At 67.2% G+C, this 19,521-nt stretch carries 13 protein-coding genes; 2 read left to right on the forward strand and 11 right to left on the reverse strand.

Features of this window, described 5'->3' with window-relative positions; all coding sequences use genetic code 11:
* Positions 1 to 511: 511 nt before the first annotated feature.
* From GBZ48_RS06775 to GBZ48_RS06810, 8 genes are all read right to left on the reverse strand, one after another.
* Entirely contained in the window at positions 512 to 4,060 is a 3,549-nt protein-coding gene (locus tag GBZ48_RS06775; protein WP_209798439.1) for a class I SAM-dependent DNA methyltransferase, read from the reverse strand.
* 377 nt (positions 4,061 to 4,437) lie between these two features.
* Positions 4,438 to 5,337, reverse strand: coding sequence for a hydroxymethylglutaryl-CoA lyase (locus GBZ48_RS06780; RefSeq protein ID WP_174470320.1), 900 nt, complete (start codon positions 5,335 to 5,337; stop codon positions 4,438 to 4,440).
* Between the two features lie 2 nt (positions 5,338 to 5,339).
* On the reverse strand, positions 5,340 to 7,343 hold the full coding sequence (locus GBZ48_RS06785; protein WP_174470321.1) for an acetyl/propionyl/methylcrotonyl-CoA carboxylase subunit alpha: 2,004 nt from the start codon (positions 7,341 to 7,343) through the stop codon (positions 5,340 to 5,342).
* A 5-nt stretch (positions 7,344 to 7,348) separates the two neighbouring features.
* On the reverse strand, positions 7,349 to 8,146 hold the full coding sequence (locus GBZ48_RS06790; RefSeq protein WP_174470322.1) for an enoyl-CoA hydratase/isomerase family protein: 798 nt from the start codon (positions 8,144 to 8,146) through the stop codon (positions 7,349 to 7,351).
* A gap of 11 nt (positions 8,147 to 8,157) precedes the next feature.
* Entirely contained in the window at positions 8,158 to 9,765 is a 1,608-nt protein-coding gene (locus GBZ48_RS06795; RefSeq protein WP_149200189.1) for a carboxyl transferase domain-containing protein, read from the reverse strand.
* Between the two features lie 42 nt (positions 9,766 to 9,807).
* Complete coding sequence (locus GBZ48_RS06800; RefSeq protein ID WP_174470323.1) at positions 9,808 to 10,941, reverse strand: acyl-CoA dehydrogenase; 1,134 nt, start codon at positions 10,939 to 10,941, stop codon at positions 9,808 to 9,810.
* A 65-nt stretch (positions 10,942 to 11,006) separates the two neighbouring features.
* Positions 11,007 to 12,188: an acetyl-CoA C-acyltransferase gene (locus GBZ48_RS06805; protein ID WP_174470324.1), complete on the reverse strand. Its 1,182-nt coding sequence runs from the start codon at positions 12,186 to 12,188 to the stop codon at positions 11,007 to 11,009.
* 68 nt (positions 12,189 to 12,256) lie between these two features.
* Positions 12,257 to 13,429 carry an isovaleryl-CoA dehydrogenase gene (locus tag GBZ48_RS06810; protein WP_174470325.1) on the reverse strand — a complete coding sequence of 391 codons (1,173 nt, stop codon included), beginning with the start codon at positions 13,427 to 13,429 and terminating at the stop codon, positions 12,257 to 12,259.
* A gap of 301 nt (positions 13,430 to 13,730) precedes the next feature.
* On the opposite strand from GBZ48_RS06810, the gene GBZ48_RS06815 reads away from it, so the two are divergent.
* A complete protein-coding gene (locus GBZ48_RS06815) occupies positions 13,731 to 14,726 on the forward strand; it encodes a bile acid:sodium symporter family protein (protein WP_174470326.1) in 996 nt (331 codons plus the stop codon).
* 30 nt (positions 14,727 to 14,756) lie between these two features.
* On the opposite strand, the gene GBZ48_RS06820 is transcribed toward GBZ48_RS06815, so the two are convergent.
* Positions 14,757 to 16,211, reverse strand: a complete 1,455-nt coding sequence (locus GBZ48_RS06820) for a hypothetical protein (protein ID WP_174470327.1) — start codon at positions 16,209 to 16,211, stop codon at positions 14,757 to 14,759.
* Positions 16,208 to 17,314 (reverse strand): hypothetical protein, encoded by a 1,107-nt coding sequence (locus tag GBZ48_RS06825; RefSeq protein WP_174470328.1) that lies wholly within the window; start codon positions 17,312 to 17,314, stop codon positions 16,208 to 16,210. The genes GBZ48_RS06820 and GBZ48_RS06825 overlap by 4 nt, the downstream gene beginning before the upstream one ends.
* A 402-nt stretch (positions 17,315 to 17,716) precedes the next feature.
* On the opposite strand from GBZ48_RS06825, the gene GBZ48_RS06830 reads away from it, so the two are divergent.
* Positions 17,717 to 18,121, forward strand: a complete 405-nt coding sequence (locus tag GBZ48_RS06830) for a 6,7-dimethyl-8-ribityllumazine synthase (RefSeq protein WP_109447523.1) — start codon at positions 17,717 to 17,719, stop codon at positions 18,119 to 18,121.
* Between the two features lie 130 nt (positions 18,122 to 18,251).
* Here the strand turns inward: GBZ48_RS06830 and GBZ48_RS06835 are convergent, their stop codons facing one another.
* Positions 18,252 to 19,475: a benzoate/H(+) symporter BenE family transporter gene (locus GBZ48_RS06835; RefSeq protein ID WP_174470329.1), complete on the reverse strand. Its 1,224-nt coding sequence runs from the start codon at positions 19,473 to 19,475 to the stop codon at positions 18,252 to 18,254.
* Between the last annotated feature and the right edge of the window lie 46 nt (positions 19,476 to 19,521).

Here is a 19,521-nt window from a genome sequence, read left to right on the forward strand (position 1 = left end):
ACCAATATTTTTTGAAGTTTCGTTTGATTTTCGAGCGATCTGGCATGGCATCGCATAGCTCTTTGCTCAAAAGTGGTATGAAAACCGGTCAAATCCATTGCTCGCCAGCCGCTTCGTTAAAGATGTGCGGGGCGACAGGACGTGACAGAAATGAGGCGGGAGGATGGCCGGAACAGGTCCGGACCGTGGCGATTGCCCAAAAACAATCTGCACAAAAACAATCGGCGGCGGAGCCACCCGGGTATGGCTCCGCCGCCGTTCAGCCGGACGGGCAACAGGTCATGGAGCGGCGCGCGTAAAGCGGCCGTGGGTCGTTGCCACTGGAACTCCAGCCGTGGTTCCGGCCGGCCGTCAGGCCGGTCGGCGTCGTGGGAACAATGCGTTTTCGGCACCATCCATCACGAAGATCATGATGAGCCGGCCGGGCGGCAGCGTCAAGTTTGTAGCACGTACAATTTAGGATGCCGCATATCCGGACGATGGGGGAGGCGACCGACCGCGACGGTTCCGGTCAAGGCGCATAGAGATTGTTGATCTGCCGGGCATGGCCGACCGACACCAGGATGTCGAGCAGTTCCCTGACCCGCGGCGACTTGGCGCCCTTGAACTGGCGGGCGAGGCTTTCGGCTTCGACGGCACGGCCGCAGCGGCTCAGCGCCGCCATCAGGCTATGGACCTGTTCGGTCGGCGCCTTCGGCCAGACGATCCGCTTCGCCGTGTCCGCCGCGATGTCGAGCGTCGCCGCGATCTGGACAGCGGCACCCTGCCCCTTCGGGTTCTGGTAGTCCGGCCGCAGCCAGCGGACGACGCCTTCGCATTCCTCGCGGTGGCGCTCGGCGTTCAGCGCCACGAGATTTTCCAGAATCCGCGCATCCTCCAGATCGGCGGGCCAGCCATAGGCGTCGGCAACCGCATGGTCGATCCGGCAGTGGAGGTCCAGCATCACACCGACCTGCCCCAGCTGGTAGACCTCCATCTCGCGCGCAGTCAGTTCCTCCCGGCTCCGCCGTTTCTCCAGCACATTGTAAAGCTCGGTCAGCGTCAGCCGGTCGGGATGCTCGGTCAGCACCCGCTTGCGATGGGCATCGAGTTCCTCTGCAAGCTGGCCAATCACGCGCTTCTGATGCGGCGTGGCATTGGGGAAGGGGAAGGTGTCGAAGCAGCGGGTTTTCACATACACGGGGTCGTTACCCTGCCCGAGCCAACCTCCGGTAGATATTGACCATGTGCAATGGGTTCTGCTCGATAGCATCCCAAGGATGTAAGCTTCATTAGAGAAAATTAGAACGAGCTTGTTATCAGGCACCATATTTGACGGCAAATATTGGAATACTCTATGCCGACTCGTTTCAACGGTTGCGATGTATCTATCGATACCGTTAATCGCACTTCGCAGTTCCGTCCTCGGCTCGCCAAATATCCACCAATTCTCTCTATATGACTTTCTATTATTGTTATCCCTCTCCGGCTTCACGCGATCCAACAACCACTGATAAACATCGGGATACTTCTGCCTGACCTCGATTTCCGTCATGCTGAACAGGTCGATCACCATCAACCCACGAGAGCGTGCGGTCAGATCACGGCCATTACGATATTCGCGTATCCTCTCCTCCAATCCGGCGATCCGCCCCAAGCCGAGCGCACGCGCCTGTGCCGGGGTTACGAGAAAACCCGACCCATGCAACTTGACGCCGGGAGAGGACAGCCCGTCATTTGCCTTGAGCGCTTTCGCCGCCGCCACGTCCGCTCCGGTGGTCAGGTTCGCGTGTATGCGCCCTCGCCGCAGGTCAAGCACCACCGGCACCGCCCCATCCCGGTCCGGTGCCTGTCCCTCATGCACCACCGTCTTCAACAAGCCGGTTCGCTCGTCATGCTCGACGGGTGCACCCACCGTCATCGCCACGCGCACCGCCGCTGCGCCCTGTCCGTCCGCCCAGGGGTGGTCCGGGATGGCGAAGGTCAGATGCAGCGGCGTCTTCGCGTCCAGATGGCGTTGGATGACCCGGCGGCTGAAGGTCTGGGTGATGCTGTTGGTTGTGATGAAGCCGAAGCGCCGGGCCGCTCCCTTGCGCACCAGATCGGCCGCCTTGTCCCACCAGTAGGTGACGAAATCGGCACCGCCGGGCATGTGCGGATAGGCCTTCCACAGCGCCTCGGCATAGCCGTCGCCCAGTTCAGCGCGCAGGTCCTTGCCGGCGATGAAGGGCGGGTTGCCGACGATGTAGTCGGCCTGCGGCCAGTCCGCGGGCTTGGCGCCGACATGGCGTTGCAGCGGAACCGTCCGGCTTTCGTCCGGCACCTCCTGGCCGGTGAAGGGGTCGGTCCTCCAGCTGACGCCGTCCCACTTCACCCGCGGTTGTCCGGCATCGTCCAGCATCGGCTCCACCCGGTCCCAGCTCAGCACCGCGTCGCATTGCCGGATGTTGTCGTAGGAGTGGAGGATCGGCTCGCTCAGGCTTTCCGGCCCGCGCTGGCGCAGGTGGCATTGCAGATGACCGATCCAGATCACCAGTTCGGCGATCGGCACGGCGCGGGGATTCTTCTCCAGCCCAAGAAGCTGGTGCGGTCCGACGGTGTGCCCGGCGAGATCGAGATTGGCCTGTGTCCCGCCGCCGATTTCCTCCAGCGTCGCGATGACCTCCCCTTCCAGCGCCTTCATCTTCTCCAGCGCAACATAGAGGAAATTTCCACTCCCGCAGGCCGGGTCCAGTATTTTCACGGAACAGAGGGCTTGGTGGAAATCCTTGATCTGCTTGATCGCCTGCGCATGATCCTTCTTTTGCCGCGCGTTCTCGGCGATCACCTGTGCGTTCCGCCACTCCGCCATCAGCGGTTCGATGACGGCAGGCACCACAAGCCTTTCCACATAGGCGCGCGGCGTGAAGAACGCGCCGTACTGGCTGCGCTCGCGCTTGCTCAGCGCGTTTTCCAGCAGGGTGCCGAAGATCGCCGGCTCCACATTCCTCCAGTCGCGTGAACAGGCGGCGATCAGTTCGCCGATCTCCTGTTCCTCGAGCGCCAGCGCCTCGGCTTCCCGGAACAGTCCGCCGTTGAAATGGCGGACACGGGCGCGGATGGTGGTGTCATGGTCGCTGCCCCTATCCATGCTACGCCAGAAGGGCTCCAGATAGCGCGGCAGGAATTGCGGGTTCGGCCGGGCGTCGTTCAGCACGCCGGTGAAGGCGCCCTCCGGCAGCAGCCCGACATTCTGCGCGAAGGCGGTGAACAGGCAGCGCATCAGGAACAGCGCCACCGCTTTCGGTTCGTAGCGCTTTTCCAGGCTCTGGGCCAGCCGGGCGAGACGTTGCGCGATGTCCCGCGTCACCTCGGCCCGCCGGGCGCTGGGATCGAGGCTTTTGGGGGCTTCCCAGATCGCCTTCAGCCGCGCCCGTATCTCCGGATCGGCAAGATCCGCCAGCCTGATCCGGTGCGACCGGCTGTCGGGAAAGGGCATGTAGGCCTTGCCCAGCCCGGTGAAGTCGGCATAGGTCTCGATCACATGCCCGACATCGATGACGATCAGGAAAGGCGGCCAACCGTGGTCGGTCGGCAGCGCCTTGGCATAGCGTTCGGCCTGGGCGCGCGCCTGCCGCATCAGCCGGTCCCAGGACGGCCGTGCCCCGGCGGGCGGGGAGCTGTGGGGCAGCCCGCCGAACAGGTCGCTCCCCTCCTGCCCGCCGCGCTGGCGCTTGCGCGACTGCTTGGCCTCCAGAACGAAGCAATCCCGTTTGTAGCAGTCGAGATAGTTGTTCCGCCCGTCGTCGCCCTCCAGATCGAGCGCGCGAACTCTTTTCTCATAGACGTAGTTGTTGAGCGCGTCCCGTTCCGAAGAGGCTTCCGGCTCCGCCGTACCGATCAGGGCGCAGAGCTGGTTGATGAATTTCTGGTAGTTGGCACGCTCCGACCCACCCTTGTCGCTCCAATATTTGATGAAGGCTTCGGGGGATTGGTGTGCCGCTTCATCGGCGGGAATGCCCTTGCGGTCAGCGCCAGGACCGGTATAGGCATCAAAATGCGACCTTGACGCGCCTTCCCCACCCATCACAGACGATGCCATACCATCCCCGCCGACGAATTCCCCAAAAACGAGAAATTCGACCGTGGGACAGATATTTTTACGCCGTCAAAGCCTTCCCGATATCACCTCAAATCTTCAAGACTGAATGCATAAATCGCGTCATTCGGCGGAAGCTATCCGCAGGGTTGATGACCAAATTCCTTGCGCAACGAGGACTCAACAGAAAACACGACCGACTCGGCATGAGTAATGCCATGGTATTCATTGAGTCCATTATCACCGATTTTCGCACGCGACGCAGAAACTGCTAATTTCCCGCAGTGGAATTTTCAACATGCATATGCATTACTTTACCCCAAAATACGAAAGGGCCACGCCCCTTTCGGAAGCGCGGCCCTTCGTTGCCGAAGGGTCCCTCACGCACAACCACGAGCGCGGGCCACCTTCGATGCGGTGGGGCGGCCGATGGCGTCGCTGATGAACGCCCCGGCCGCGATCAGCCTGTCCAGATCGACCCCGGTCTCGATGCCGAGGCCGTTCAGCATGTAGAGCACATCCTCGCTCGCCACGTTGCCGCTGGCCCCCTTGGCATAGGGGCAGCCGCCCAGGCCCGCGACCGAGCTGTCGACCACCGCCACCCCCATCTGCAGGGCCGCCAGGATGTTGGCCAGCGCCTGCCCATAGGTGTCGTGGAAGTGGACGGCGATCTTGTCGACCGGCACCCGCTCCGCCACCGCGGCGATCATCGCTTGCGCCTTGGTCGGGGTGCCGGTGCCGATGGTGTCGCCGAGCGAGATCTCGTAGCAGCCCATGGCGAACAGGCGTTCCGCCACGTCGGCCACCGCCTTCGGCGCGATCTCCCCCTCATAGGGGCAGCCGAGCACGCAGGAGACGTAGCCGCGGACCGGCACGCCGGCCGCCTTGGCCTGCTCCATCACGGGGGCGAAGCGGTCCAGGCTCTCGGCGATGGAACAGTTGATGTTCTTTTGGCTGAAGCTCTCCGAGGCGGCACCGAACACCGCCACCTCGTCGGCCCTGGCCGCCAGCGCCCCCTCCAGCCCCTTCAGGTTGGGGGTGAGGGCGGCATAGCGCACACCGGGCTTGCGGGCGATGCCGGCCAGTACCTCGGCGCTGTCGCCCATCTGCGGCACCCATTTGGGCGAGACGAAGCTGGCGGCCTCCACCACGCCCAGGCCGGCGTCGGACAGGCGGTTGACCAGTTCCACCTTCACCGCGGTCGGCACCATGGATTTTTCGTTCTGGAGGCCGTCGCGCGGGCCGACCTCCACCATGCGGACGAATTTCGGCAGCTGCATCGTCAGGCCTCCGCGATGTCGAGAACCAGCAGGTCGACGCCTTCCGACACCTGATCGCCCGCCGCGAAATTCACCGCGCTGACGGTGCCCGCCGCCGGGGCCTTGATGGTGTGCTCCATCTTCATGGCTTCCAGCAGCATCAGCGGCGCGCCGGCCTCGACGCTCTGGCCCGGCTCGACCAGCACGCGGACGACGGTGCCCGGCATCGGCGCGGTCAGACGGCCGGACCCGCCCTCCTGCTCCGCCGCGCGGGCGCTGGGGTCGTCCAGCGTCAGGCGGGACACCGCACCGTCGATCAGGACGGTGATGTCGAGCCCCTGCCGCACCACGGTGGCGCGGGTGCGCATTCCGTCCAGCGTCGCCGTCAGCAGGCCGTCGGCGAGGCTGACGCCGGTCACCGGCATCGCCTTGCCTCCATCCACCGCGATCTCATACCCATCGGCCCGGAAATGCAGCGTCACCTCGCGCGCCGTCTCGCCGTCCATCAGGCGCAGGTCGTAATGGTTCTCCTCGTTCAGCCGCCAGCCATTGGCGAGCAGCCACGGGGAATAGCGGTCTGAGCGGGCCCGCAGGGCGGCCTGCGCTTCCTCCCGGCGCGTCAGCAGCACCGACAGGGCGGCGGCGGCCAACGCCTTGTCGGCCACCGGGGCCGGCGGCGGCAGAAGATCGGCGCGGTGGCGCTCGATGAAGCCGGTGTCGATCTCCACCGCCTTGAAAGCCGGATGGCCGGCGATGGCGCCGAGGAAGGCGACGTTGGTGGTGACGCCCACCACCTCGTACTCGGCGAGCGCCACCCGCAGGCGGCGCAGGGCGCTGTCGCGGTCCTCGTCCCAGACGATCAGCTTGGCGATCATCGGGTCGTAATACATCGTCACCGAATCGCCCTCGCGGACACCGGTGTCGACGCGGACATGGTCGTTCTCGGCCGGCGGGCGCAGGCGGACCAGCCTGCCGATGGCGGGCAGGAAGTCGCGCTGCGGATCCTCGGCGTACAACCGCGCCTCGAAGGCATGGCCCCGGCGGGTCAGCTGCTCTTGGCGCAGCGGCAGTTCGGCGCCAGCGGCGACGCGCAGCTGCCACTCGACCAGATCGAGGCCAGTGATCTTCTCCGTCACCGGATGCTCCACCTGCAAACGGGTGTTCATCTCGATGAAGTAGAAGCCGCCATCCTCATAGAGGAACTCGACGGTGCCGGCGCCGACATAGTTCACCGCCTTGGCTGCGGCCACCGCGGCCTCGCCCATGCGGCGGCGGAGGTCGTCGGGGAGATTGGGGGCCGGCGCCTCCTCGATCACCTTCTGGTGGCGGCGCTGCACCGAGCAGTCGCGCTCGAACAGATAGACGCCGTTGCCGTGGGTGTCGCAGAAGACCTGGATTTCGACATGGCGTGGCCGGCCGAGATACTTCTCCAGCAGCAGGCTGTCGTCGCCGAACGCCGCCTTGGCCTCGCGCTGGGCGCCGGCCACCGCGTCGGCCAGTTCGTTGGCGGCGCGCACCACGCGCATGCCCTTGCCGCCGCCGCCGGCCGACGCCTTGACCAGCACCGGATAGCCGATCCGTTCGGCCTCCGCCGACAGGGTGGCGAAGTCCTGGTCGGTGCCGTGATAGCCCGGGACCAGCGGCACGTCGGCGTTCGCCATCAGCCGCTTGGATTCCGCCTTGGAGCCCATGACGCGGATCGCCTCGATCGGCGGACCGATGAAGACGACGCCGGCCTCCGCGCAAGCTGCGGCGAAGCCGGCATTCTCCGACAGGAAACCGTAGCCGGGATGGATGGCCTGGGCGCCCGTGCGCTTCGCCACGTCGAGGATGACGTCGCCGCGCAGATAGCTTTCGCCGACCGGGGCCGGGCCGATGCAGACGGCCTCGTCGGCCATCTGGACATGCATGGCCTTGGCGTCGGCCTCCGAATGGATCGCGACGGTCTTGATGCCCAGGCGGCGGGCGGTGCGGATGACCCGGCAGGCGATTTCGCCACGGTTGGCGATCAGGATCTTGTCGAACATGTTGATCAGCTCCGCCAGGACGGGGTGCGTTTGTCGAGGAAGGCGCCGACGCCCTCCTTGCCTTCGGCGCTGGCGCGCTGGCGGGCGATGCGCTCCGCCGTGTCGCGCACCACGTCGTCGGTCAGCGGCCGGCGGGCGACGGCGCGGATCAGCTCCTTGGCGGCGGTGACCGCCGTGGGGGCGCTGTCCATCAGGTTCTTCACCGTCTTCGCCACCGCCTGCTCCAGCCCGTCGGCATCAGTCAGCTCATGCAGCAGGCCGATGCGGTGGGCCTCCGCCGCGCTGAAGCGCTCGCCGGTCAGGAAATAGCGCCGGCAGGCGCGCTCGCCGATGGCGGCGATGACATAGGGGCTGATGGCGGCGGGGATGATGCCCAGCCGAACCTCCGACAGGGCGAAGGTCGCGGTCTCGACGCCGATGGCAATGTCGCAGGCCGAAACCAGCCCGACGCCGCCGCCGAAGGCCGGCCCCTGCACCACGGCGACCGTGGGCTTCGGGCATTCGTCCAGCGTGCGCAGCATGGTGGCGAGGCCCATGGCGTCGGCCAGATTCTCCTCGCGGGAGTAGCCGGCCATCTTCTTCATCCAGGACAAATCCGCCCCGGCCGAGAAGCTCTTGCCCACCCCGCGCAGCAGGACGACGCGCACCGCCGGATCCTCGCCCACCCGCCGGAAGGCGGATGTCAGGTCGGCGATGACCTGTTCGTTGAAGGCATTGTGAACGTCGCCACGGTTCATAGTGACGGTGGCGACGCCGGTGTCGGCAAGCTCGACCAGAATATCGTTTGGCAAAATGTCGCTCATGGTCGCCCCCCTCACATCCGGAAGACGCCGAAGGGCGTCTTCGGCACCGGGGCGTTCAGCGAGGCCGACAGGCCGAGGCCCAGCACCATGCGGGTGTCGGCCGGGTCGATGATGCCGTCGTCCCACAGCCGGGCACTGGCGTAATAGGCGTGGCTCTCGCGTTCGAACTGGGCGCGGATCGGCGCCTTCAGCGCCTCCTCGTCCTCGGCCGACCAGGGCTTGCCCTGGGCTTCCATGGCGTCGCGCTTGACCTGAGCCAGCACGCCGGCGGCCTGCTCGCCGCCCATGACCGAGATGCGGGCGTTCGGCCACATCCACATGAAGCGCGGGCTGTAGGCGCGGCCGCACATGCCGTAATTGCCGGCGCCATAGCTGCCACCGATGATGACGGTGAATTTCGGCACCTTGGCGCAGGCGACCGCGGTGACCAGCTTGGCGCCGTCCTTGGCGATGCCGCCGGCCTCGTATTTGCGGCCGACCATGAAGCCGGTGATGTTCTGCAGGAACACCAGCGGGATGCGGCGCTGGCAGCACAGCTCGACGAAATGGGCGCCCTTCAGGGCGGATTCGCTGAACAGAATGCCGTTGTTGGCGATGATGCCGACGGGATAGCCGAAGATGTGGGCGAAGCCCGTCACCAGCGTCGTGCCATAGAGCGGCTTGAACTCGTCGAAGCGGGAGCCGTCGACCACGCGCGCGATCACCTCGCGCACGTCGAAGGGCTTGCGGGCGTCGCTGGGGATGACGCCGTACAGCTCGCGCGGGTCGAAGGCCGGTTCCTCCGGCTCGCGCAGGTCGAGGTCGATGTGCTTGGCACGGTTCAGGTTTGACACCACGCGCCGCGCCATCGCCAGGGCGTGGGCGTCGTTCATCGCGTAATGGTCGGTGACGCCCGAGGTGCGGGAATGCACGTCGGCCCCGCCGAGATCCTCGGCCGACACCACCTCACCGGTCGCCGCCTTCACCAGCGGCGGGCCGCCGAGGAAGATGGTGCCCTGGTTGCGGACGATGATCGCCTCGTCCGACATCGCCGGAACATAGGCGCCGCCGGCGGTGCAGCTTCCCATCACCACAGCGATCTGCGGGATGCCCTCGGCCGACATGTTGGCCTGGTTGTAGAAGATGCGGCCGAAATGATCGCGGTCGGGGAAGACCTCGTCCTGGTTCGGCAGGTTGGCGCCGCCCGAATCCACCAGATAGATGCAGGGCAGGTTGTTCTGCTGGGCGATCTCCTGCGCGCGCAGGTGCTTCTTGACCGTCAGCGGGTAATAGGTGCCGCCCTTCACCGTCGCGTCGTTGGCGACGATCATGCATTCCTGCCCGGCGACGCTGCCGATGCCGGCGATGATGCCGGCCGACGGGATGTCCTCGGCATAGACGCCGTCGGCGGCCAGCTGCGACAGCTCAAGGAAGGGCGAGCCGACGTCGAGCAGCTGGCGGATGCGCTCGCGCGGCAGCAGCTTGCCGCGGGCGAGGTGCTTGTCGCGCGCCTTCGCCCCGCCGCCCTGCTGGATGGCGGCGACCTTCCGGCGCAGATCGTCGACCAGGGCCTGCATGGCGTCGGCGTTGGCCTGGAACTCGGCGGAGCGCGCATTCAGGGCGCTCTTCAGGACGGTCATGCCGTCTTCCTCCCGGTTTGGCGGTCTTGATTACTGGGCTGGTTACTGGACAAGGGCGCGGCTGATGACCAGCCGCTGGATGTCGCTGGTGCCCTCGTAGATCTGGCAGACCCGGACGTCGCGATAGATGCGCTCGACCGGGAAATCGTTGAGGTAGCCATAGCCGCCATGAATCTGGATGGCGTCGGAGCAGACCTTCTCCGCCATTTCCGAGGCGAACAGCTTGGCCATTGCCGCTTCCTTCATGCAGGGCACCCCGGCATCGCGCAAGGATGCCGCATGCAGCACCATCTGCCGCGCCGCCTCCACCCGCGTCGCCATGTCGGCGAGGCGGAAGGCGATGGCCTGATGCTGGACGATCGGCACGCCCATGCTCTGGCGCTCCTGGGCATAGCGGATGGCATGGTCGAGTGCGGCGCGCGCCATGCCGACCGACTGGGACGCGATGCCGATGCGCCCGCCTTCCAGATTGGCCAGAGCCACCCTGTAGCCGGCGCCTTCGGCCCCGAGCATCAGCTCGGCAGGAACCCGGCAGTCCTCGAAGACGATCTGGCAGGTGTCGGAGCAGTGCTGGCCCAGCTTCTCCTCGGTCCGCGCCACCTGATAGCCCGGCGTGCCGGTCGGCACGATGAAGGCGCTGAGGCCCTTCTTGCCGGCCGCCGGATCGGTCACCGCGAAGACGATGGCGACATCGGCCTGCGAGCCGGAGGTGATGAACTGCTTGGTGCCGTTCAGCACCCAGTGATCGCCGTCGCGCCGGGCGCGGGTCTTGATCGCCGAGGCGTCGGACCCGGCCTGCGGCTCGGTCAGGCAGAAAGCGCCAAGCATTTCGCCACGCGCCATCGGCTTCAGGAAGCGGTCCTTCTGGGCATCCGTGCCGAACTTCAGGATCGGCATGCAGCCGACCGAATTATGGACGCTCATGATGGTGGAGACGGCGCCGTCGCCGGCGGCGATCTCCTCGATGGCAAGCGCGTAGGCGACATGGTCGGTGGCGGCGCCGCCGAACTCCTCCGGCACCAGCATGCCCATCAGGCCGAGTTCACCCATCTCGGCGAGTTCAACCTTGGGGAAAGCGCCGCTGCGGTCGCGCTCGGCGGCGGTCGGCGCGAGCCGGTCCTGCGCGAAGGCGCGGGCCATGTCGCGGACCATGGTCTGTTCTTCGGTCAGGTGCATGCTGCTCCTCCCATATTTTTATGGTCCCCTCTCCCCGGGGGAGAGGGGGTACGGGCGGGAGTGCTTTACACCCGCTCCACCGCGATGGCCGTCGCCTCGCCGCCGCCGATGCACAAGCTGGCCACGCCGCGCTTCAGGTCGTACTTTTCCAGTGCGGCCAGCAGCGTGACGAGGATGCGGGCACCCGAGGCGCCGATGGGGTGGCCGAGCGCGCAGGCGCCGCCATGGACGTTCACCTTGTCATGCGGCAGGTCCAGATCCCGCATCGCCGCCATGGTGACGACCGCGAACGCCTCGTTGATCTCGAACAGATCGACGTCGCGGGCCGACCAGCCCACCTTCTCGAACAGCTTCTGCATCGCGCCCACCGGCGCGGTGGTGAACAGCGCCGGCTGCTGGGCGTGGTTGGAATGGCCCTTGATCTCGGCGATCACGCGCAGGCCGCGACGGTCGGCCTCGCTGCGGGTGGTGACGACCAGCGCCGCACCGCCGTCGGAGATCGACGAGGCGTTCGCCGCCGTCACCGTACCGTCCTTGGCGAAGGCCGGCTTCAGCGTCGGGATCTTCTTCGGATCGCCCTTGCCCGGCTGCTCGTCGGTGTCGACCAGCACGTCACCCTTGCGGCCCTTGACCAGGACCGGCGCGATCTCCGCCTTGAAGGAGCCGTCCTCCACCGCCTTGCGGGCGCGGTTCAGACTCTCGATGGCGTAGTTGTCCTGCGCCTCGCGGGTGAAGCTGTAGCTGCTGGCGCATTCCTCGGCGAAGGTGCCCATCAGGCGGCCCTTCTCGTAGGCGTCCTCCAGACCGTCGAAGAACATGTGGTCCAGCACCTTGCCATGCCCCATGCGGTAGCCGGCACGAGCGCGGTCGAGCAGGTAAGGAGCGTTCGACATGCTCTCCATGCCACCGGCCACCACGACCTTGGCCGAGCCGGCCTTGATCACGTCATGGGCGAACATCACCGCCCGCATGCCGGAGCCGCAGACCTTGGAGATGGTGGTGCAGCCGACGCCCTTCGGCAGCCCGGCGCCCAGCGCGGCCTGGCGCGCCGGGGCCTGCCCCAGACCGGCCGACAGCACGTTGCCCATGAACACCTCGTCCACCGCGTCCGCGGCGAGGCCCGAGCGCTCCAGCGCCGCCTGGATGGCAACGGCGCCCAGCTGCGGGCCGGTCAGGCCCATGAGGTCGCCCTGGAAGCCGCCCATCGGCGTGCGGACGGCGGCGGCGATGACGATGCTGTCGGTCATGGTGGTCGGTCCCTTTCCCTCGATGCTCTCTGTGCTTTGCCGAACCGCTTTGCGCGGTCTCCCGGCCTTCAGGCCGTTTCTTTGAACAGTTCGCGTCCGATCAGCATGCGGCGGATCTCGCTGGTGCCGGCGCCGATCTCGTAGAGCTTGGCGTCGCGTAGCAGGCGGCCGGTCGGATACTCATTGATGTAGCCGTTGCCCCCCAGCGTTTGAATGGCCTCCAGCGCCATCCAGGTCGCCTTTTCGGCAGAGAACAGGATGGCGGCGGCAGCGTCCTTGCGGGTGGTCTCGCCCCGGTCGCAGGCCTTGGCAACGGCGTACACATAAGCCTTGGCGGCGTTCATGATCGTGTACATGTCGGCGATCTTGCCCTGCATCAGCTGGAACTCGCCGATGGACTGGCCGAACTGCTTGCGGTCGTGGACATAGGGGATCACCACGTCCATGCAGGCCTGCATGATCCCGAGCGGGCCGCCGGACAGCACCGCGCGCTCGTAATCCAGGCCGGACATCAGCACGTTAACGCCGCGGCCGACGCCGCCCAGGATGTTCTCTTCCGGCACCTCGCAATCCTCGAACACCAGTTCGCCGGTGTTGGAACCGCGCATGCCCAGCTTGTCCAGCTTCTGCGCCACCGAGAAGCCCTTGAAGCCCTTCTCGACCAGGAAGGCGGTCATCCCGCGCGGGCCGGCATTGATGTCGGTCTTGGCGTAGATCACCAGCGTGTCGGCGTCGGGGCCGTTGGTGATCCACATCTTGGTGCCATTCAGGACGTAACGGTCGCCCTTCTTCTCGGCCCGCAGCTTCATCGACACCACGTCGGACCCGGCGTTCGGCTCCGACATCGCCAGGGCACCGATATGCTCGCCGGAAATCAGTTTGGGCAGGTAGCGGCGCTTCTGCTCCTCCGTGCCGTTCTTGCGGATCTGGTTGACGCAGAGGTTGGAGTGGGCGCCGTAGCTGAGGCCCACCGAGGCCGACGCGCGGGACACCTCCTCCATCGCCACGACATGTTCCAGATAGCCCATGCCGGCGCCGCCATACTCCTCCTCCACCGTCACGCCGAGGATGCCGAGGTCGCCCATCTTGCGCCACAGCTCGTTCGGAAACTCGTTGCTGCGGTCGATCTCGGCGGCACGGGGGGCGATCTCGTTGGCGGCGAAGCTCCGCACCGAATCGCGCAGCATGTCGGCCGACTCACCGAGGTCGAAATTCAGGCTCGGGTACTGGTTGGACAGCATGGACGTATCGCTCCCCTGGGAAATCATCCGTTCTTTGACCATACGTTACCGTATGGCAGTGCGGCTGGCAAGGGGGTTGCGGAGCGGATCGAAAAGCCGTTCAGCGTCAGGAGTTTGGCCGGTCAAGAGGACGCGGCGGCCTTTCCACATCGTGGAACCCACAAGGGGGCAGCCCGATTTTCCCCAGTCGATTCAAGGCTGCCATGCACGTTGGATACTGTATTCCAGAACGGCGAAGGCGATTATTACGGGAGCCGACGCGTTATATCCGGCCAGTGATATCGATTTGGGGGACCAACGAATGATCCGCGTGCCTCGGCCCAACATGGACGGCTTCACCATGGCCCTGGTGGCGACCGTCGGGCTGGCGACCGTGCTTCCGGTGCAGGGACAGTTCGCCCAGGGCGTGCACTGGCTGGCGGAGGCGGCCATCGCGCTGCTGTTCTTCCTGCACGGCGCCCGCCTGCCGCGGGAAGAGGTGGTGGCGGGCATGGCGCACTGGCGCCTGCATCTGCTGATCTTCAGCCTGACCTTCGCCGCCTTCCCGCTGATCGGCTGGGCGGTGGTGGAAACGCTGCCGCACAGCCTGCTGCCACCGGCCGTCGCCATCGGCGTGCAGTTCCTCTGCCTGCTGCCCTCCACCGTGCAGTCCTCCATCGCCTTCACCTCGATGGCGCGGGGCAACGTGGCGGCAGCGGTGTGCAGTTCCACCCTGTCCAACATCTCCGGCATCCTGATGACGCCGCTGCTGGTGGCGCTGTTCCTGAAGGTGCAGGGATCGGCGCTGTCGCTCGACACCTTGCAGACCATCGCGGCGCAGTTGCTGCTGCCCTTCGTCGCCGGCCAGCTGCTGCGGCGCTGGATCGGCGCCTGGGCGGCCCGGCACAAGACGATGCTGCGCTTCACCGACCGCGGTTCGATCCTGCTGGTCGTCTATCTCGCCTTCAGCGAGGCGGTGGTGAACGGGCTGTGGCATCAGGTGCCGCCGGCCGCACTGGGCATGGTGGTGGTGATCGACTGCGCCATCCTGGCGGTTTTCCTGGTCGGCACGACGCTGCTGAGCCGCCGCCTGGGCTTCTCCCGCGCCGACGAGGCGGTGATCGTCTTCTGCGGATCGAAGAAGTCGCTGGTCAGCGGCGTGCCGATGGCCGGCGTGCTGTTCGCCCCCGCCACCGCCGGGCTGGTGCTGCTGCCGGTCATGCTGTTCCACCAGATCCAGCTGATGGTCTGCGCCGTCCTGGCCCGCCGCTATGCCGAGGAGGACGAGGCGCGGGACGCCCTGCCGGCGACCTCGTGAGGGTGACCTCGTGAGGGAACGGCGCGCGCCCTACTCCTCCGCGAATTCTCCCGTCGCGGCCATGATGGCGGTGCGGAGCCGGTCGGCCTTGGCGGGACCGGCGACCAGCTCCAGCAGGCGCAGGGCGTAGAACAGGTTCATCTCCGCCGTCTCGGCATCGTCCGGTTCGCCGGCCGCCTTGGGATAGTCCGCCAGCAGGGCGTGGGCCCGCGCCATCAGCCCCTTTTCCATCGACACCAGCGTGTCCTTCAACGGCTCGTGCAGGCCGAGCGCACCGGCCAGCCCCTCGCAGCGGCGCAGCGCGCGGGCGTGGTCCTCGGCGGCGGCCTGGGCGTCCTCGTCCACCGGGGCGGTGCAACCGTTCCCGGCGGGGGCAGGGACGGCAGTCAGGATGCCGGCCGATGCAGTGTCCAGGACGGTGCCGGCCACCATGGTCCGCACCGTCGCCTTCACCGCGTCCAGCCGCTCGCGATAGGCCGGATCGGCCAGGACATCCATGGCGGCGGAGGTGGTGTCGATGCTGGCGACCAGCCGTTCGGCAATGGCGATGGCCTCTTCCGGAGCGATGGCGACGGCGGCTTCGCCCTGCCCGGCGCTGTGGCCGGTGCCGCAGCCTTTGCCTTCGAGACGGGCCGAGCGCTCCTCCAGATTGGTGACGACCAGACCGCTCAGCTGGGCGAAGATCGCCGGCTGCTCGCGCCGCGCCTTGCCGAAATCCAGATCGTTCAGCACCGTCAGCAGGTCGGCCGGGTTCGCCATGCGCGAGGCGGCGACCAGCAGCAGGTAATAGACCAGCCCGGCCGATTGCCGCGCCACCGCCTGGACCGCCTGTTCGATGGCGTCCACATGCAGGTCGTCCAGCACCGCCAGCGGCTTCGGGGCCAGCGCGTCCTTCAGCGATTCGACCGTCAGTCCGATTTCGAGGAAGGCTGCGACGTCCTGCAGCTGCCGCCGCATCTCCTCGTCGCCCTGCAGGACGCGCCACAGCGCCTGACGGCCGGTGTCCGGCTCCCCTGCCCCTCCGGCTACACCCCGTATGGCCCCCTGAATGGCTTGGGCGGCCATCGGCCAAAGCCGGCGCCCGATGTTGCGCAGGGCGTTGAGATTGCCGGGTGCCGTCTCCTGCACCTGCCGGTCGAGCTGGTCGATCAGGGCACGGTCGCCGCATTCCGTCACCAGCCGCCACACCGGGTCGATCACCCGCCGTTCGATGCGGCCCACCGGCACGTCGACGCCGTTGAAGCTTTCCAGCACATCCTCGAACGGCATGCAGAGCACGCGCTTCAGCGTCGGCCGGCGGTTCGGGCGCACCTGGACCAGCCGCGGGCGGATGGCGGTGAAGGTCTGGCGCACGTCGGGATGGTCGCGCACCCGCTCCAGCAGGCGGACCACCTCGATGAACTTGTCCTCGGGAATGTCGAACAGCCGGCTCTCCAGCCCCGGCAGGCGGTCGCCCCCGCCCCGTCCGTCCGCCGGTCCGCTCATGGGGCGCGGGCCTTCACCGCCTCGATCCGGCGGATGGCGTCGATGTCCATCTGGCCGGTGCGCCAATCCTCCAGCATGCGGACGGAGCGGCGGTGGGCCATCTTGACCTGCTTGGAATCCTCGACGAAATCGCGGCTGGATTCCAGGCGCGGCAGCAGCGGCAGAATGCGGAACAAATCGTTGACGGTGGCGGCCTGCTGTTGGCGGTCCTCGGCCTGCGCCACCTCCCACGCCCCGGTGATGTGGCTCCAGCCGTCGAGCAGCCAGGCCATGCGGGCGGCCTGGGTGCGGACGCGGATGAAGGCGTCGTCCCAGTCGCGCATCAGCGGCCCGATGGCCTCGATGCGGCGGTGGAAATCGCCCAGCACCTTCTCGCCGATGCCGATGGTGTGCTGCGCCACCTCCGCGCAGAACTCCGCGACCGGGGCGGCATCGCCCGGCACGTCGCGGGCCCAGCCGGTCATGCCATCGCGGAAGTCCTTCAGGTCGTTCAGCCCGCGGGTCAGCCGGCCCGGCCGGGGCGAATGCGCCAGCCCCACCGGTGCCGTGACCGCGGCAATATCGGCCAGCCGGGCATAGAGCAGCGTCGCATCCATGCGCAGGCTTTCCGCCGCGCGGGTCATCAGCTGCCGGGTCAGGCGCTGGCCCTCGTCGGTGTCGATGCCGGCCTTCAGCATCTCCGGCGATTCCAGCCCGACCGCCTTCAGGATCGACAGGATCAGCAGGTAATGGGTGAGGGTGCCCTGCTCATCATCCTCGTCCAGCGCGCGGCGGGCGGCCTGTGCCGCCTTCGGCCCGGCAAGCCCGCGCCGTGCCGCCTTCAACGTCGCCCGGCGGATCTCGTAAGGGGAGCAGGATTCCTCCCGCACGATCAGGTCGTGCAGGTAGCGGTCGTGCATGGTCATCGACACCATGTCCGGCACTGATTTCCAGGCGACGACATAGATGCCCATGCCCTGCGACAGGCTGGGGATCAGCACTTCGAGCTTCGACCGCTCGCCGCGGCGCACCCGGGTCTGGGACAGCAGCGGCGTGGTGAAGGCCACCGCGGCCCCCCGCTCCTCGAAGGTCGACGGCGCGTATTCGATCGCACCTTTCAACATGATTGCCGTTCCGGATTCGCTTGGTCACTCTGCCGGCACCATTACGGGTCCGTTGGCCGGCCCCCCGCAATTGCACCATACCTGCATTATTACATGGTCGTAAGAAATGCGGCGGCGACCAATTTGTTCTGAATTGTAGCGCCATGCGACGGCCTGTCGCAGTTGGCAACAACCCGCACGTCGAGCGTGGGCCTATCCATAAGCTTTGTCCCCGGTCTGCTTTCCGGACGCTTGGACATCACCGCAAAGCGGCGCGATTTACCCAGGCAATTTTATAAAGCCGGACGGAAATCTCCGTACCGGTGCGGCCCGGTCCGGAAGCCGTGCGACGGCCCTTGCGCTTTGCGCGGCGACGCGACAGTTTGGGCGGACGTTACACCGCGACCATGGGAGAAGCAGAGGGTGAGCAACATCGGCATCGTGCTCGGACGGTTCCACCGCAAAGAGGTGGAAGAGATGCTGGACGAGGCGCGCACCGTCGCCGCCAGCCGCGGCCTCGGCATCGTGGCGGAGGTCTGGGTTCCCGGTTCGATGGAAAAGCCGCTGGCGATCAAGCGCCTGCTGATGCGCGAGGACGTCGCCGGCGCGGTCGCGCTGGGCATCATCGAGCGGGGCGAGACCGAACATGGCAACGTCATGGGCCATGCGGTCATCGGCAGCCTGATCGACCTGCAGCTCCAGTTCATGAAGCCGGTCGGCGTCGGCATCCTCGGGCCGGGCATCAACCCGTCGCAGATCCCGCCGCGCATCCGCCCCTACGCCGCCGCCGCGGTGAATGCCTGCGCCGACCTGATCGAGCAGGGCTGAGGTTTTCTGTACGCGGTCAGAGAAAATTCTGACCGCTGCGTTCATACGCCACGCAGGCTTCGCGCCTGACGGCGCGCGCAGTCGCGGGCGAGACCGGGGTTTGGAAAGTCCGAACTTCCCAAACCCGGTCTCACGCTCCGGCGGGGCGCCACCGGTGCAGCACATGCATCGCCCCGCCGAACAGCAGGCCCCAGAAGGCCGATCCGACCCCGAAGAAGGACAGGCCGGACGCGGTCACCAGAAGCGTGACCAGGGCGGGGATGCGCTCCTCCTCCGCCTGGACCGCCGCCAGCAGAGAGCCGCCGAAGGCACCGATCAGCGCCAGACCGGCCACCGCCTCGATCAGGATCGGCGGCGAGCGGGTGACCAGCGTGGCGGTGACCGCCGCCAGCGCCGTCAGCACGATGTAGCCGACACCGCCGGTGACGGCGGCCTGCCAGCGCCGCTCCGGCCTCGGGTCGGCATCGGGGCCGGCGCACATCGCCGCGGTGATCGCCGCCAGATTGACCGTCGGCGCTCCGAGCGGCGCCGTCAGGGCCGAGGCAAAGCCGGTCGCCAGGAAGGCCGGCGGCACCCGCGGCGTGTAGCCGAAGGTCGCCAGCACCGCCAGACCGGGGATGTTCTGCGACGCCATGGTGACGACGAACAGCGGCAGGGCCAGCCCGACCAGCGCCTCCCAGGTGAAGGCCGGGGCGACCAGCGACAGCGTCGGCCAGGGGTCGGCCGGCAGCGCGCCCGACACCGGCGGGTTCATCGCCATCGCCGCCAGCGCCACCGCGACCGCCGCCGGCACCGCATAGAGCCGGGCGAAGCGACCGACGATTGCCCAGGTCGCCAGCACCAGCAGGCCCAGCCCCGGTGCCTGCCCGATTGCCATGAAGGGCGCCAGGCACAGTTTCAGCAGAAGCCCGGCCAGCATGCCGTTGGCGAGCGGCTTCGGGATCGCCGCGATCCAGCGGCCGAGCGGCCGCCACAGCCCCGCAACCATGATGAGCGCGCCGACCGTCAGGAAGGCCCCCACCGCCGCCGGAAAGCCGCCGGCCACCGGCCCGGTCGCCGCCAGCAACGCCATGCCCGGCGTCGTCCAGGCGACGCTGATCGGCTTGCGCTGCGTCCAGGCCAGCCAGATCGCCGACAGCCCCATGGAAAAGCCGACGGCCACCAGCCCGGAGGTGATCTGCGCCGTGTCCGCCCCCACCGCCGCCAGCCCCTGGATCACCACCGCGACCGAACTGGCATAGCCGACCAGCGCCACCAGACCGCCGGTGGCGAGCGCCGAGGGCGACAGGCCACGCCCCCCCGGGGCTGTGGGCGCGTCGGAAACGGTCTGGTCGGCGGATGACGAGCCGGTCATGGCCGGTCCTTTCGCATGCATGGACAGGAGAGGATCCGACTGGTAA

The organism is Azospirillum melinis, assembly GCF_013340935.1.
Taxonomy (GTDB): Bacteria; Pseudomonadota; Alphaproteobacteria; order Azospirillales; family Azospirillaceae; genus Azospirillum; species Azospirillum melinis.

What these genes read in the sequence shown, in the direction of transcription:
- GBZ48_RS06810 (WP_174470325.1), bottom strand. Translation starts at nt 13,429, where the DNA reads ATGCTGTCCAACCAGTACCCGAGCCTGAATTTCGACCTCGGTGAGTCG.
- GBZ48_RS06835 (WP_174470329.1), bottom strand. Translation starts at nt 19,475, where the DNA reads ATGACCGGCTCGTCATCCGCCGACCAGACCGTTTCCGACGCGCCCACA.
- GBZ48_RS06785 (WP_174470321.1), bottom strand. Translation starts at nt 7,343, where the DNA reads ATGTTCGACAAGATCCTGATCGCCAACCGTGGCGAAATCGCCTGCCGG.
- GBZ48_RS06790 (WP_174470322.1), bottom strand. Translation starts at nt 8,146, where the DNA reads ATGAGCGACATTTTGCCAAACGATATTCTGGTCGAGCTTGCCGACACC.
- GBZ48_RS06815 (WP_174470326.1), top strand. Translation starts at nt 13,731, where the DNA reads ATGATCCGCGTGCCTCGGCCCAACATGGACGGCTTCACCATGGCCCTG.
- GBZ48_RS06820 (WP_174470327.1), bottom strand. Translation starts at nt 16,211, where the DNA reads ATGAGCGGACCGGCGGACGGACGGGGCGGGGGCGACCGCCTGCCGGGG.
- GBZ48_RS06825 (WP_174470328.1), bottom strand. Translation starts at nt 17,314, where the DNA reads ATGTTGAAAGGTGCGATCGAATACGCGCCGTCGACCTTCGAGGAGCGG.
- GBZ48_RS06780 (WP_174470320.1), bottom strand. Translation starts at nt 5,337, where the DNA reads ATGCAGCTGCCGAAATTCGTCCGCATGGTGGAGGTCGGCCCGCGCGAC.
- GBZ48_RS06805 (WP_174470324.1), bottom strand. Translation starts at nt 12,188, where the DNA reads ATGACCGACAGCATCGTCATCGCCGCCGCCGTCCGCACGCCGATGGGC.
- GBZ48_RS06775 (WP_209798439.1), bottom strand. Translation starts at nt 4,060, where the DNA reads ATGGCATCGTCTGTGATGGGTGGGGAAGGCGCGTCAAGGTCGCATTTT.
- GBZ48_RS06795 (WP_149200189.1), bottom strand. Translation starts at nt 9,765, where the DNA reads ATGACCGTCCTGAAGAGCGCCCTGAATGCGCGCTCCGCCGAGTTCCAG.
- GBZ48_RS06800 (WP_174470323.1), bottom strand. Translation starts at nt 10,941, where the DNA reads ATGCACCTGACCGAAGAACAGACCATGGTCCGCGACATGGCCCGCGCC.